We start from the raw sequence: 15030 nt of genomic DNA on the forward strand, positions 1-15030 counted from the left end.
AGTGTATATAATTATTTACACTTTGTGTTTTTTATTGTTTACGGTTGCATTCTTTTTTTACTCTGTTATTTTGTCGTTATTGCTTTGTATAAGCACCCAAATAAGAATGAATGTAAACTTAAGTGTACGGTGAGCGAGATGAAAAAGAGTGAGTTAAGTAATATCAATATTACGGACGAGCAGGTCCTAATTACCCCTGAGCAGTTGAAAGAGAAGCTGCCGCTGAGTGACAAAGCGCGCCGTTTTATTCAAGAGTCTCGTCAAACCGTTGCCAACATTATCCATAAAAAAGATCACCGTCTATTGGTGGTGTGTGGTCCTTGTTCTATTCACGACGTCGATGCCGCAAAAGAGTACGCGCAGCGACTGAAAAAGCTCAATGAGCAACTCAGCGATCAACTCTACATTGTGATGCGTGTGTACTTTGAGAAGCCGCGCACGACCGTCGGCTGGAAAGGTTTGATCAATGACCCGCATCTTGACGGCTCTTTTGATATTGAACATGGCCTACATGTAGGTCGTCAACTGCTGGTGGAACTGGCAGAGATGGAGATTCCACTGGCCACTGAAGCGCTCGACCCTATCAGCCCACAGTACCTCGCTGATACCTTCAGCTGGGCGGCGATCGGTGCCCGCACGACGGAATCTCAAACTCACCGTGAAATGGCCAGTGGCCTTTCGATGCCGATTGGCTTTAAAAACGGTACCGATGGCAGCCTGTCTACTGCCATTAACGCGATGCAAGCGGCCTCTTCAAGCCACCGTTTTATGGGCATCAACAGCGAAGGCCAAGTGGCGCTGCTTACCACACAAGGTAACCCGAATGGTCACGTGATCTTACGAGGCGGCAAACAGACCAATTACGATTCTGTCTCCGTAACGGAATGTGAGCAAGACATGGCAAAAGTGGGTCTTGACGCCTCGTTGATGGTGGATTGTAGTCACGCCAACTCACGCAAAGATTTCCGCCGTCAACCACTGGTGGCGGAAGATGTGATTCACCAAATTCGTGAAGGCAACAAGTCAATTATTGGTTTGATGATTGAAAGTCACCTAAATGAAGGTAACCAGTCATCTGACATCCCGCTAAGTGAGATGAAATACGGCGTCTCTATCACGGATGCGTGTATCAATTGGGACGCAACTGAGGCACTATTACGTCACGCTCACAAAGAGCTGGTTCCATTTCTACAAGACCGCTTAGCGAAGTCATACTTCGCAAGTTAAAAAGGGATACGAAGGGATATTGATGGCTGTAGAACTTAGCGGGTTGCGTGATGAGATTGACGCAGTCGATAAACAGATATTAGCTTTACTGGCGCAGCGCCTCGCATTAGTAGAGAAAGTGGGAGAGGTAAAAAGCCAGCACGGTTTGCCCATTTATGCGCCTGACCGCGAAGCGGCGATGTTGGCTTCCCGCCGAGCCGAAGCGGAAAAGATCGGGGTTCCCCCTCAGTTGATTGAGGACATCTTGCGCCGCACCATGCGTGAGTCCTACGCCAGTGAAAAAGACTCCGGCTTTAAGTGTTTGAACCCAGAGCTGCGTTCGGTGGTGATCGTTGGTGGTAACGGTCAGCTTGGTCGTCTGTTTGGCCGCATGTTTACCTTGTCGGGCTATCAAGTCAAAGTGCTTGGCAGTCAAGATTGGCCGAATGCGGACGAGATCCTCCACAACGCGGGCATGGTGGTCGTGACAGTGCCGATTCATCTCACTCAAGGGGTGATTGATAAACTGGGTAATCTGCCCCATGACTGTATTTTGTGCGATCTCACCTCGATTAAGTCTAAGCCGCTGCAAGCAATGATGGCGATTCACTCTGGCCCTGTCGTCGGTTTGCATCCGATGTTTGGTCCTGATGTGCCGAGTTTAGCCAAGCAGGTCATTGTCTATTGTGATGGTCGTGGTGAAGAGCAGTATCAGTGGCTGCTCAAGCAATTTTCAATTTGGGGCGCGAGTTTGTGCCAAATTGATGCCAAAGAGCACGATCAAGGCATGACCCTGATCCAAGCTTTGCGCCACTTTACTTCGTTTGCCTATGGCCTACACCTTAGCCGAGAAAATCCGAATTTGGACAAGCTACTGACGCTGAGCTCGCCGATTTACCGTTTGGAGTTGGCCATGGTTGGGCGATTGTTTGCGCAAGATCCCAACCTCTATGGCGACATCATCCTCTCTTCGCAAGAGAATATTGAGATGATTAAGCGCTTCCATCGCAGTTTCGGTGAGGCATTAGAAATTTTGGAAGGTAAGGACAAACAAGCGTTTGTCGACAGTTTTAACAAAGTGAGCGAGTGGTTTGGAGACCATTCTCAGCAGTTTATGAATGAGAGCCAAAATCTACTTAAGCAAGCGAACGATGCGATTCATCGTGGCTGAGCTACATTCTTGTTATAAAAAAAGCTGCCTAGGCAGCTTTTTTTGATCGCGTTGCATTTATCTGCACATCGACCACCCATGTACTTATTGCACGCTGGTGTGCTCAGGTTCCGAGTCGTCCGCTTTTACGGTATTGACCGAGTCATCAACGTACGGGCTTTGCGTCAAGCTCACTTGCAGTCTGACGGTGTTATCAATCAACTGTACCAGCGGAGCCCACTTCACTTTGTTCTCTTTTTCAAACAAGTAGTGGAAGTTGTCCGGGGTCCAATCCATGGTGTATTGCGGGTTGAGCGCTCGCCCTAAAAAGCGGATCTCGTAGTGCAAATGAGGACCCGTTGAGTTGCCAGAATTGCCACAAGTGGCGATCTGCTCGCCTTTGCTGACAAACTGACCGCTGCGTACTTTAAACTTGGCAAGGTGCGCGTAGGAGCTCATAAAGCCAAACGAGTGACGTAAGGTGAGGAAGTTACCAAACCCTTTGTTGCTCGGTCGCACGGTTTCTACCACACCATCGGCCGGTGAATAGATAGGCTGACCAGGTTTGCAGGTGAGATCTATCCCGGTGTGTGTATGGCGCTGCCCTGTAATGGGGTTTGTGCGCCTCCCGTAAGATGAGGAGACACGCAGGTACTCCATCGGTGAGTCATTGGGGATCAGACGAAACATCGTCGCACGCACCGCAGAGTCTATTGCTGCAGCATCAATACGGCTTTCCAGTGGGACTTCTTCCAGTGGTGTTTCTTGATTGTCATCAACCAAACCGAGCACCGCTTCCACATCGTACACGCGTCGACCCAATACGCTAATCTGAGTCTTCTTCGCTTCAAGCTCTTGCACCAACTGATGGGTTTCGTCTTGCTGCTGGCTGTAAAGCTGCTCGAGTTGACGCTTTTCTTCACTCACTGCTGCCAGTGCTTGCGTGAGCGCCGCTTGCTCGCTTTGGCTTGTTTGCCAGTAGGTGTATACACCAGTGCCTGCGGCCATGACACCTACAACCGCTAGGGCCAATGTGGTCGCGACAGCACGACGAGATAGGTAAAAACGCGAAATACCAGCCGGCGCTGGTATCGAAATAGTAATTTTGTTCGACATATGGGTTCTATTAGGCTTCTTCACCTAAATCGGATAAATGTTCAATATCCCTATGGAGAAGATCGTCATCCCCAACATTGAGTTCGACCAGGCGTTTTAGGTGTCCGATACTCTCAATATCAATATGATCGATCGCAAGACGGATGATATTGTTATTGAGTCCAACCACCTTGGCGACAAGTTGAATCTCGACATCACTCCCTGGAAGTGAAAATTGTACATTGACGTCCTCTTCGCGGCTCAGCGTCGAGGCAGCATCACATGCGAGTAATACACCGTGCAAAGAAAGATCACGAATTGATGCGTCAATACGATGCGATCCTTGAACTAACACGGCAGGGGCTTGATAAACCACCCGTGAAAATCGGCGACGTTCTTTCATCTGTTGCTTCTCCCATGACTATGTGTTGAGTCTAGCAGACAAGCGATAAAGACAAACCCTCGACCCTTCTCATTGTTGACCTACTCAACAGAATATTTTGCCCATCAGGCCCAATGCTCTGAGATGGCGCGAACCATCAGTGAGTCGCTATCGTCCTCAATATGAAAGGCCGCTAATCTTAGCGGCCTTTGGGTAAAGATCAAGCGGTAATCGATTACTTGGCGATACGCTTGTACTTGATACGGTGTGGTTCGGCTGCTTCAGGCCCCAAGGTCTTTTTCAGCCATTCCATGTATTCCGTGTAGTTGCCTTCGTAGAAGTTCACTTGGCCTTCATCACGGTAATCAATGATGTGCGTAGCGATACGGTCAAGGAACCAACGGTCGTGCGAGATCACCATGGCACAGCCAGGGAATTCAAGCAGCGCTTCTTCCAATGCTCGTAGGGTTTCCACGTCGAGGTCGTTGGTTGGCTCATCGAGAAGCAACACGTTGCCGCCCGCTTTAAGCAGTTTCGCTAAGTGGACACGGTTACGCTCACCACCCGACAACTCGCCAATCACTTTCTGCTGATCGCTGCCTTTAAAGTTAAAGCGAGAGCAGTACGCGCGAGCAGGGATTTCGAAGTTGTTGATCTTGATGATGTCCGCGCCTTCCGAAATCTCTTGGTAGACGGTTTTTGAATCGTCCATCGAGTCACGGAACTGATCGACGGATGCCAACTTGACGGTTTCACCCATTTCGATAGTGCCTGAATCCGGTTGTTCTGCACCACTCAGCATCTTGAATAGCGTTGATTTACCCGCACCGTTGGCACCGATGATGCCGACAATCGCCCCTTTTGGCATGCTGAACGACAGGTCATCAATCAATACGCGGCCGTCGAACGACTTGCTCAGGTTAGAGACTTCAATCACCTTGTCGCCAAGACGCTCACCTGGTGGAATAAACAGCTCGTTGGTTTCGTTACGCTTTTGACGATCGCCGCTTTGCAGCTCTTCAAAGCGAGCCATACGCGCCTTAGACTTCGATTGACGACCTTTCGGGTTTTGACGAACCCACTCCAGCTCTTTTTCAATGGTCTTTTGACGTGCTTTCTCTTGTGACGCTTCTTGTTGCAGACGCGCATCTTTTTGCTCTAGCCATGAGGTGTAGTTACCTTGCCATGGAATGCCTTCACCACGGTCCAATTCAAGGATCCAACCTGCGGCGTTGTCGAGGAAGTAACGGTCGTGGGTAATAGCCACAACGGTGCCAGTGTAATCAACAAGGAAACGTTCTAGCCACGCGACGGATTCGGCATCCAAGTGGTTGGTCGGTTCGTCGAGCAGCAGCATATCTGGCTTAGAAAGAAGTAGGCGACAAATCGCCACACGGCGGCGCTCACCACCCGATAGGTGGGCAATTTTTTGATCCCACTCAGGCAGGCGCAGAGCATCCGCGGCGCGCTCTAGCGCGTTTTCGAGGTTGTGGCCTTCTTTGGCTTGAATCAGCGCTTCTAGCTCACCTTGCTCTTTTGCAAGGGCATCGAAATCCGCATCGGGTTCTGCGTAAGCCGCGTAGACTTCGTCCAGACGCTTCATTGCGCCAGCGACATCAGATACCGCCTCTTCGACGATTTCACGTACCGTTTTCGATTCATCGAGCACAGGTTCCTGCGGCAGGTAGCCGACATTCAGGCCCGGTTGTGGACGCGCTTCACCATCGATGTCGGTATCAATACCCGCCATGATGCGCAGTAGGGTCGACTTACCTGCACCATTGAGGCCCAAAACACCGATTTTTGCGCCTGGGAAAAAGCTCAGAGAGATGTCTTTAAGAATTTGTCGCTTTGGTGGCACCACTTTGCTCACGCGCGACATGGTATATACGTATTCAGCCATTGCCGATCGTTCCTAACTATTCAATCTACGTAACTCGTCATTTTATACCAAGCGAACGCGTTTTGTTACTCCCGAGAGGGAGGAAATCGGTTCAACGTCAGTCAAGCCTTGCCACTCAATGTCACTATTGTGTGAATTTATTATTATTTACATCTGAGCTCTTTACAGCAGGGGGGAGGATCGAGTTAATTAGAGAGAGGTTTTCCCTTCAAGGATGAGGCTTTATGACGCTGAGAGATTCCCGTTTGTTGTCCTACTTTTCTCGAACCGCGGTCTGGTTTTGTGCGGTTGTGGGCAGCGCCACTTATGCTACTTCAGCGGTAGCCGACCTCGCTACTCAGCGAGCGTTGTACGATCAAGCACAAGATTTGCTCGATGAGAAAAAGGTTGATGATTATCAGGCTCTAAGGCCCGACATCGCCGACTATCCCTTAACGCCCTACGTCGATTATCGCGCTTTCTTAGTCAACATTGGAAATCGCTCCTCCACAGAGGTGAGTCAGTTTATTGAGCGCTATAAAACGCTGCCTTTTTCTGGGCGTATTAGCGCACCGTATTTGGACGCATTAGCCAAAGATAACCAATGGCAGCGCTTTCTTGAATTTCAGACAGCGCTGCCGAGAGGCGAGAGTTATCAGTGTCACTATTACTGGGCTCATTACCAAACAGGCAACAAAGCGTTAGCATGGCAAGGCGCGAAAACGCTATGGCGATCCGGTTCAAGTATTGCGGATGCGTGTGACCCGCTTTTTGCCGCTTGGGATACGCATGGCCAACGCAGTGATCGTGATGTGCTCGATCGGGTATTACTCGTGTTTGACTCTGGAAATGGCAGCTTACTCAACTACTTGGTCAAGCAACTTGAGAGTGAGCAAGCCAAAATAGCAGGACAACGAGCGCAATCGCTGTTTCGCGATCCCGCAACCTTGGCAAAGGCGGCAGCGCAGTTTCCTGATGAACCGTTTTATCATCAGTTAGTTAGTAGCGGCATGAAAAAGCTCGCGCGTCGTGACGTTGTCAAAGCGCAGCAAGAGTACAGTGACGTGATAGCGGCAGTGTCGCTACCCACCGAATCTCAGCAGAATTTGGCCGATTTTATTGCTTTTCGTTTGATGAATCGTGACGAGCCGGAGCTGATCGCGTGGCGTGATGATGTGATAGCGCACAGTGCTAACCTCTCTTTGCTCGAGCGGCGCATCCGTTTGGCGATAGGTGAAGATGACTGGCCAGCGGTCAGTCGTTGGCTTGATGCACTACCTGTGAGTTATCAAGAGACCCTCCGCTGGCAATATTGGCGCGCGAGAGCGGAAATGGCCGCCGGTCAAATGAGCCAAGCGAATCAGCGTTTAGAGGCTATTGTTGGTCAGCGAAACTTCTACAGCGTGGCAGCCGCGCAAGCGCTTCAGCGTTCGATTGTCTATCCCACCTCCACCATTACATTGGCGCCCGAGCTGGTTGAGCCGTTTGAGACGACTCTCGTGCGGATCGAGGAGTTGATTGATCGCGATAAAATTACCGCGGCCAAAAGTGAGTGGCGATGGCTGCTTGGGCGGGTCAATAAATCGCAGCGAGAGATGCTGGCCGCTTATGCATCGTTCAAAGGTTGGCACCATTTGACCGTTACTGCCAGTATTCAGGCCAAAATGTGGGATAACCTAGAAATTCGTTTCCCGATTGCGCATCGCTGGTGGTTTAACTTCTATGGCGATAAGCACAACATTGATCCTATCACCCTAATGTCACTGGCCCGCCAAGAGAGTGCGATGGATGTTGAGGCCCGTTCGCCGGTCGGTGCACGCGGCATTATGCAGATCATGCCGTCCACGGCCAAATACACGGCGAGAAAATATCAGTTAACTTATCAAGGCAGTGCGGATCTGTACGAAGTGGGCAAAAACATCGAAATCGGCAGCCATTACCTAAAAGGGCTGCTTGACGATTACGACCATAACCGCATTCTGGCGTTTGCGGCGTATAATGCGGGGCCGAATCGAGTCAAAACATGGCGTGAGCGCAGTGACGGTAAGCTGGACGTGTTCGCTTTTATTGAAGCGATCCCCTTTAAGGAAACGCGCGGCTATGTGCAAAATATTTTGATGTTTGAAACTTACTATCGTGAAGTGTTGGGTGAGGACGGACACTTTTTGAGCCAAAAAGAGCTGCAAGCGAAGTACTGAGACCGTGACGCTTGAATCCAAAGGTAAAGCTTGGGAATATTGACGCTATCAATGGTCGTACTGAAGTAAACGCAATGGAACCAGAGTACAAAGAGTGGCAACAGATCCTAGACCTTGTCGCCAAAAGCAGTGAGTCTCATCAGCATGAGATGCTACTGACGATGCTGCTGACGCCCGATGAAAGGGAAGCGTTGGTCGCGCGGGTCAATATTTTCCGTGAGTTACTGAAGGGGGAATTGTCACAGCGTCAAATCAGTCAGATGCTGGGGGTAGGGGTAGCTACCATCACGCGCGGCTCGAATGAACTCAAATCCAAATCCGCGCAAGATAAAGCCGCGTTAGCGGCTCTGCTCGAGCGCGGTGAGACCGATTAAGACTCCCTACCACTCACTGGGAAGAGGTCTGGATTCATAAATGGGATGAGCGCCAAAACAAGCGCTTGATGGTACACGGAGCTGCGCGTCAACAAATCGTGGGTCAGTAGGCTGATAGCGCCGCCTTTTTGCTTAATGTTTTCAGTGCCAAAGACCTCATCCATCACATCGCCAAGTTCATTGGCGTCTTTGAGCTTGTCAAGGACCACCGGTGGCAACATCAAGCTCGCTGAACGCGATTCGCCGCGTTGTTGTTGAGACTCAATCACCATCCATGCAAAGGTCACTTGTCCTTCAATACCGGCTTCTAGCCCAACATAGAAATCCGCATCTGCTACTGCCTGCTTGGCGTTGGTCACACGTTGGCGAGCACCTTGGTACGTCTCTTGATTGCTCATCGGTTGGTCAGCGACGCCGCTTGGCACGCTAACGCCAGAGAATTCAAACGATTGGTTTGGAAACGAGGCAAGAAACGCACTTTTTACCGCGTTGATCTTCGCCGGGTTAAGCGAAGCGACAATAACCTTCTTCACGGTCATCAATAACCTCTTCTGGTGCTAAGTGGATTAGGCTGAGCTGCGCTAAGGTCAAAGGCGGAGACAAGTAATAGCCTTGCATATAGTCACATTCATAACTGGCTAGCCACTCGTGATCCTCTTGCGTCTCAATGCCCTCAGCGGTGACTATCATAGATTGTGAGTGGCAAAGATCAACCAAGGGTTTGATCACTTTACGGTTATCGGTTTTGACTAGCGTGGCTAAGAACTCTTTATCAAGCTTGATCTTTTGCACTGGGTACTCGACCAGTTGAACGATGGAGGTATAGCCAGAGCCAAAGTCATCAATGGCGAGCTTAAAGCCCATAATTGACAACTCATGAAGCAGTAGATAGCTCTGGGAGTCTGAGGCAAAGGTCTCGGTAATTTCAAAATCGATCAAGCTAGGAATCACGTGATACTTATCGCTCATTGTCTGAATAAACTGGGCGAGTTGTAACGAGTCGAGTTCTGCTGACGACAGGTTTATAGAGACTTGAACCGGGCCGTCAAAGCTACTCTGAATATCGGCAAAGTCTTTGAAAGCTTCTTCAATCACCCAACGATCAATACTGCCAAATAGGCCGGTTTGCTCAGAGATTGGAATAAACTCACTGGGTTCGACCCGCCCCAACTTAGGCGATTCCCAGCGCAGCAGCGCTTCGACCCCGCGAATTTCACTGCCATCGCGATTGTAATAGGGCTGATAGAGCAAAGTGAACTCTTTGTCGTACTCACCACTGCGCAGCGCGCGCTCAATTTTCTCTTTGCGTCGTACCACGTCATCGAGCGCTTTCGAGTAAGGTGCCACTTGGTTTTTGCCGGCTCGTTTGGCTTGATACATGGCCGTGTCGGCATTGGAGAGTAACTTGGCCAAGTCTTTACCATCATCGGGGTAGGAGGCGATACCAATACTGGCCGTGATTGGGAAAGAGCCCAAAGGGGAGTGAGTATGGCTTTGAATCGGTTGCAAAATCGCGTTGGCGATGTAGGTCGCGTAATCGCCTCGTCTGCCAGCGGCAATAAATATGGCAAATTCATCACCAGAAAGGCGAGAGGCGAGGGACTTGACGCCAAAATTGCTTTCCAGTTGGTCGCACAGCGTTTTCAGGTGCTGGGCGAAATTGACCAGTAGCGTATCGCCGATGTGATGGCCGTACTTGTCATTGACGTACTTGAAGTTATCGAGGTCTATGTAAAGAATCCATGCGTGAGTGACGGCCAGAGTATTGGAAAGGCTGCGTTCAACGCACATCTGAAATTGGTAGCGGTTGGCCAACTGAGTTAAATGATCGTTCTCTGCCATCGCCTTGGTTTTTTGATAGCTCGAATCAAGCTCACGATACATGTCGTAAAAACGCATCGACAAGCGACCAATTTCGTTGTCACTGCCCAACCTGTCGATGTTGTGTCGCTTGTGTTGCTCCACCTCTTGCAATTGGTGATCTAGGCGGGTGATAGGACGAATGACATGTCGATAAAGTAAAAACAGTAAGATCAGCACGGTAACCAAAGAGGACGCACCAAACGAGAGCAGTAGCTTATGTTCGATTTTGGCCAATTTTTCGGTCAGTAGATAGTGCGCTGGGTCAAGCACGGCGAACAAGCCATGTTTAAGCTCGACCGACTGGGTTAAACCAGACTTAAAAATGGGCTCGGGGGCATAGAAAATGCTGCTGTCGTTATCAAATTCGATGATGTGTTTGAGCTGATCATATTTGTCGAGTGTCAAAGCCACCACGACAAAAAACACCCGCTCCTTGTTATAACTCAGCGGCACATTGAGGGTGCTTTGGTCGAGCACATCATAACGAATCAGAATGCTTTGGCCTTGGAAGTTTTTTGCAAATCCTAGATGGCGCGTTTGGCCGGTATTGTGGTAGGTCTGCTTAACATAGTCGCGCACGTTGTCATCGAGCGTTGTGAACGGGTCGGATTGGTTGTCCGAATAGAACTCCACGTTTTGTTCGCTATCGAGAATCGCGACGGCAATCGAATCATCGTCGCTGGTTTGCAGCTGCTTGACGGATAGCTGCAAATTGCTGATCAGATTCATTTCTCGATAGGGGTTTTCGGGCTGGGTCAGGTAGTAACGGATGATGTCGCTTTTGGTCAATGAAAGTGAGTAGCTGTTGAGTAATGCAACGGATTGACGAAAGTGACCGGCGAGCTTTTCCATCGTGAGTTGCAGATAACTGTTCTCACGTTTAATTAACGCATCTTTTTGGTTGATGTAGATGCTATAGCTAGATAGCGCCGCGCTCATCAGCACCACGGGGGCAACCAGCAGTAGGACTCTAGTGCTGAGCTTCATGACGTTTGAGAATACTATTAATAATTTTTGCCCTTAGGCTTATGTTGGCCGCGGTGAGCTCGCTGTCGATCAGCGCCCCGTCGACCCTGCTTGATTCTGGAAATAATGATGCATCATTTATGTACCATTCTGGCAACAGTTTCAATGCACTTAAGTTGGGCGTTGCAGCTTTAATATCTGTTGCATTTATTGCAGCAATATTGGGATCCATCAGGAAATTCACAAAGGCTTTGGCGGCGTCTTTGTTGGTGCTGCTTTTCGGAATCGCCAGACAGTCGACCCAAATGAACAGCTGTCCTTCAGGGATCACAAAGCCCCATTTCCCTTCACCGTAGAATCGATTGAGAGAATATTGATCTCCGCTGTAGGCTAGCGCCATGTCCAGTGCGTTAGCATCCGCTTGGCTACGGATATAGCTGAGGATGTACTCAAAGGTCAGCACTCGGTCACTAAATTCAATTAACTGTGGGTATGCCTTTTGTAATGTGTCCGGGTTGTCTTCGATCGGAGAGAGACCAAGCGCATAAAACAGCGGAAGAAAGCTTTCGATGCTGTCGTTGATCATGCCGATCTTACCTTCGTGCTCTTGGGGCGGGTAGACGAAGTCATGCCATGTTGCGGGAGGATGGTCCACCGCCGAGTGCCGAAATGCAATGCCCACCGTCCCCCAAAAGTAAGGAACGGCATGGGGGCCGCAGACTTGATTCCATTTCGCCGCATTATGTTGACGGTTGGGGAGGTCAGCTAGGTCCTCAAACATGTTGAGGCGACCATAGATTTGCGCAGAGACGTTATCAAGTACGACAACATCAAACGGCAACTGGTCTGTGCGGAGCATTAATAAACTGCGTTTGTCGTCATTGTCAAAATGGTCAAGGCGCAGCGGGGTAGAGCTTTGTTGTTGCCATTGGTCAATCACGTTCGGGGACAAGGTGTCCTCCCACATGTAGAGATTGAGTGGATTGGCGTACGTAATGGCGCTACAAAAGAGCGGAGCAATGAATGAATAAAGAGCGAGCCTCATAACTGACTTTATTGAGTTGATGAATGAAAGTCAGCGCGTGCTGACACCTTGCTATGCAACTTAATGTGCTCATAGTATGAGCATTTGCACTAGGTGTCAGCTTTAATCGTCAATTTATTGATTAGGCTGTGACAAAGTTACAGCAATTTCACTTGTGTAGGTTTGACATTTTCACTCGGATAGCAGCCCAACACTTTAAGATGTTTGGTAATCCGAGTGAGTTCGTTCAGGGCTTGCTGCATTTCTTGAGAGTCCAGATGCGCCTCGAGATCGACGTAGAACATCTCCTCCCAAGGGTTGCCCATGATAGGCCTTGATTCCAATTTGTTCATGTTGATGCCGTAGCGTTGCAGCACTAGTAGGGTTTCCACCAGGGAGCCCGCTTGCTGAGACGTGGACATGATCAAAGTGGTTTTTGCCGGAATTTGCGCCGACACTTCGACAGGCTTACGCGCAACAACGATAAAGCGAGTGTGGTTCTCGGTTTGATTGGCAATGTTGCCTTGAATTGCTTGAAGGCCATACAACTTACCGCTCGAAGCATTCCCGATGGCAGCGACGTCGCGTCGGTTCATTTCTTGAACTTTTTGCATCGCATCGGCCGTGCTCGCGCAAGACTCTAGCTTAACGCCTTTCAGACGGCTCAAAAACTCGCTGCATTGCTGGTGGGGCTGTGGGTGAGAGTACAAGGTTTTGATCTCTTCTAAGCGGATGTCCTGCGTGGCCACCAAGCAGTGCTCAATCGGTAATGTCAGCTCACCGACAATATAGAGAGTGGTGTGTTGTAGTAAGTCATACACCTCATTGATAGAGCCTGAACTGGTGTTTTCAATCGGAAGTACGCCATAGTCTGCATGACCGGACTCCACAGTGTTTGCCACTTCTTTAAAGTGATCGCAGTTTAATTCAATTAACTCAGTGTTTTTACGGCTGAAGTATTCTCGGCTCGCGAGGTGGGAGTAGGAGCCCTTGGCACCAAGAAAAGCAACCCGAGCCAACGGTTTGCGGCTCAGTTCTGGGTTAGCGAGGTTTTGTAGATACGATTGCTGGAGGAGTACAGAGTCTTCAATGATGGTGTGAAACAGTTTGGTGATGTATTGCGCATCGAGCTGATACTTCTCTTTGCCATTATTGATGAGCTTAACCAGCAACTGCTGCTCGCGTACGGCGTCACGCACTGGTTTGGATGTTTGAACTTTACTCTTCGCAACCTCAATGCTCATCTCACGGCGTTCAGAAAGGAGTTTAAGCAGTTGGTCGTCGAGTTCGTTTAAGCGTAAACGAATGTCATCAAGTGAGTATTTTTGTTCAGTCATCCTAGTATTCCTTATAAAAAAAGCCTCCCGATGGGAGGCTTTCTGTTCGTTTTTGACTTGTTTTTAAAAACGAGCGAGCCTCCAGTCTAGTGGAGAAAAAACAAGTCAAAAAAGAACAGTGGTGAACGGTGCATAAAAGTCGATTCCAAATGAATGTTCAACCACAATAAGCAACGGAGTATGGAGCGTCAAGCAAAAAAATAGCGCCCGCCGGGCGCTATTCTCAAATCTTCTCAGTCTGCTGATTACTCTTCGACTTCTTCCAGTTGTGGCTTGTCCGTACGACGTGCCTCAGGTTTGTGGCGGAGTTTATTAAGCTGTCGTTCTAATTTCTGTTCTACCTCGTTAACGGCAGCGTACAAATCTTCATGGGTAGCAGAAGCGATAAGTTGGCCTTTAGGAACCGTGATGATAGCCTCGAATTTTTTCTGTTTATTCGGTTCTTCACTAAAGGTGGCTTGGCAACCGATAATGTCTACTTGCCATTTTTCTAGCTTCTGGAACTTGCTCTCAATGTGATTGCGGATTGCAGAGGTGATGTCGATGTTTTTACCAGTGATGTTTACTTTCATAGATGCTTTCCTCTGTGTCATCCCTCATGGGTTAACTCCAGATTACTCACCGCAGGTATAAATAAAGTGATCTAAATCACTATTGTGTAGGCTATTTTTTGGATTAAATTCAAACGTGATCTAACTCAAAGAGTCGATTCATCACCGCTCAAAAAAGCTTGTTTAACCATAAAAACTCATTAGATTGGAAGAGGAAACACGCTAAAAATCATCCGCTTTTTAGGGACGGTTTACGGTCAAAATAAATCATTGGTTGCATTTTAATCGCATCAATAGTGTGACATCGCGCTCCCTTTCTCTTCTTCTCTCGATTTTCCTGATACACCTCTGACGACAGCCAGCGTACCCATCATCGTATTCTTCTCATTCACTTTGCTTGCTCTCACTATGTAATCTGAAGGAAAAACTGTGGTTTGAAGAAACAAAAACGCCGCGCAAGTTGCGCGGCGAGTAGAGAAGAGAACGGATGGCTTAAGAATCCGGATTGAGCTCGATTAGCGCCTCAGTTCGCTTCACGGCATCCTCTAATCCGAGTTGTTGATAGGCTTCAAGCTGAATCTGCAATGATTTGCGAGCGGCTTCAGTATCAGGATAAGTACGCTGCAACTCTTGGGTACGGTTGATGGCGGCAATCCATGCCTCGCGGCGAAGGTAGAAATCCGCGGTCGCTAAATCGTAGTTGGCGAGGCGATTTTTGAGCGCGTACATGCGTTTTTGAGAGTCTGCTGCGTATGGGCTGTTTGGGTAACGCTCAAGAAGACGCTTAAAGTCTGCGAATGCTTTTTTCACCGGCTCAGGATCTCGGTCACTACGATCGATATTGAGCAGATCATGCATAAAGTTGCGATCTTGCGCCATGTGAGAGAGTCCGCGCATGTAGAGGACCCAGTCCAATTTCTCATGGGTTGGGTTCAAACGCGTAAAGCGCTCTATGGTCGCCAAACCGAGCGCCAAGTCATCGTTTTTGTAGTAAGCGTAAAT

Annotated in this window: 13 protein-coding genes and 1 other annotated feature; of the genes, 4 read left to right on the plus strand and 9 right to left on the minus strand. The window is 49.1% G+C overall.

Features of this window, described 5'->3' with window-relative positions; genetic code table 11:
- Positions 1 to 138 precede the first annotated feature (138 nt).
- Positions 139 to 1227: a 3-deoxy-7-phosphoheptulonate synthase gene (locus AC6R1O_RS12960; protein WP_500632706.1), complete on the plus strand. Its 1089-nt coding sequence runs from the start codon at positions 139 to 141 to the stop codon at positions 1225 to 1227.
- 22 nt (positions 1228 to 1249) lie between these two features.
- Positions 1250 to 2377 carry a bifunctional chorismate mutase/prephenate dehydrogenase gene (tyrA, locus tag AC6R1O_RS12965; RefSeq protein ID WP_487901868.1) on the plus strand — a complete coding sequence of 376 codons (1128 nt, stop codon included), beginning with the start codon at positions 1250 to 1252 and terminating at the stop codon, positions 2375 to 2377.
- Between the two features lie 84 nt (positions 2378 to 2461).
- On the opposite strand, the gene AC6R1O_RS12970 is transcribed toward tyrA, so the two are convergent.
- From AC6R1O_RS12970 to ettA, 3 genes are all read right to left on the minus strand, one after another.
- Positions 2462 to 3472 (minus strand): M23 family metallopeptidase, encoded by a 1011-nt coding sequence (locus AC6R1O_RS12970; RefSeq protein ID WP_487901869.1) that lies wholly within the window; start codon positions 3470 to 3472, stop codon positions 2462 to 2464.
- Between the two features lie 10 nt (positions 3473 to 3482).
- Positions 3483 to 3854, minus strand: a complete 372-nt coding sequence (locus AC6R1O_RS12975; RefSeq protein ID WP_487901870.1) for a PilZ domain-containing protein — start codon at positions 3852 to 3854, stop codon at positions 3483 to 3485.
- Positions 3855 to 4068: 214 nt separating this feature from the next.
- On the minus strand, positions 4069 to 5736 hold the full coding sequence (ettA, locus tag AC6R1O_RS12980; protein WP_334554083.1) for an energy-dependent translational throttle protein EttA: 1668 nt from the start codon (positions 5734 to 5736) through the stop codon (positions 4069 to 4071).
- A 224-nt stretch (positions 5737 to 5960) separates the two neighbouring features.
- Between ettA and sltY the strand changes: the two genes are divergently transcribed.
- Together sltY and trpR are read left to right on the plus strand one after the other, a co-directional pair.
- Complete coding sequence (gene sltY / locus AC6R1O_RS12985) at positions 5961 to 7913, plus strand: murein transglycosylase (protein ID WP_500632705.1); 1953 nt, start codon at positions 5961 to 5963, stop codon at positions 7911 to 7913.
- Between the two features lie 74 nt (positions 7914 to 7987).
- Positions 7988 to 8287, plus strand: coding sequence for a trp operon repressor (trpR, locus tag AC6R1O_RS12990; protein WP_334554086.1), 300 nt, complete (start codon positions 7988 to 7990; stop codon positions 8285 to 8287).
- Here the strand turns inward: trpR and yjjX are convergent.
- From yjjX to AC6R1O_RS13020, 6 genes are all read right to left on the minus strand, one after another.
- The gene (gene yjjX, locus AC6R1O_RS12995) at positions 8284 to 8820 is read right to left on the minus strand and encodes an inosine/xanthosine triphosphatase (protein ID WP_500632754.1); all 537 of its coding nucleotides are present in this window, start codon (positions 8818 to 8820) and stop codon (positions 8284 to 8286) included. The two genes, trpR and yjjX, sit on opposite strands and share 4 nt — an antisense overlap.
- Positions 8792 to 11137 carry a putative bifunctional diguanylate cyclase/phosphodiesterase gene (locus AC6R1O_RS13000; protein WP_500632704.1) on the minus strand — a complete coding sequence of 782 codons (2346 nt, stop codon included), beginning with the start codon at positions 11135 to 11137 and terminating at the stop codon, positions 8792 to 8794. The genes yjjX and AC6R1O_RS13000 overlap by 29 nt, the downstream gene beginning before the upstream one ends.
- Positions 11121 to 12161: a polyamine ABC transporter substrate-binding protein gene (locus AC6R1O_RS13005; protein ID WP_500632703.1), complete on the minus strand. Its 1041-nt coding sequence runs from the start codon at positions 12159 to 12161 to the stop codon at positions 11121 to 11123. Before AC6R1O_RS13005 ends, AC6R1O_RS13000 begins: the two co-directional genes overlap by 17 nt.
- 137 nt (positions 12162 to 12298) lie before the next feature.
- On the minus strand, positions 12299 to 13477 hold the full coding sequence (gene pheA, locus AC6R1O_RS13010; protein WP_334554092.1) for a prephenate dehydratase: 1179 nt from the start codon (positions 13475 to 13477) through the stop codon (positions 12299 to 12301).
- 13 nt (positions 13478 to 13490) lie between these two features.
- Positions 13491 to 13608 (minus strand) — a sequence feature (Phe leader region).
- 114 nt (positions 13609 to 13722) lie between these two features.
- A complete protein-coding gene (hpf, locus tag AC6R1O_RS13015) occupies positions 13723 to 14049 on the minus strand; it encodes a ribosome hibernation-promoting factor, HPF/YfiA family (protein WP_487901925.1) in 327 nt (108 codons plus the stop codon).
- A 471-nt stretch (positions 14050 to 14520) separates the two neighbouring features.
- A partial coding sequence (locus AC6R1O_RS13020; protein ID WP_500657159.1) for an outer membrane protein assembly factor BamD occupies positions 14521 to 15030 on the minus strand: 510 nt, incomplete at its 5' end.

It is taken from the genome of Vibrio sp. R11-SG3-ISO3-SZ (assembly GCF_059834345.1).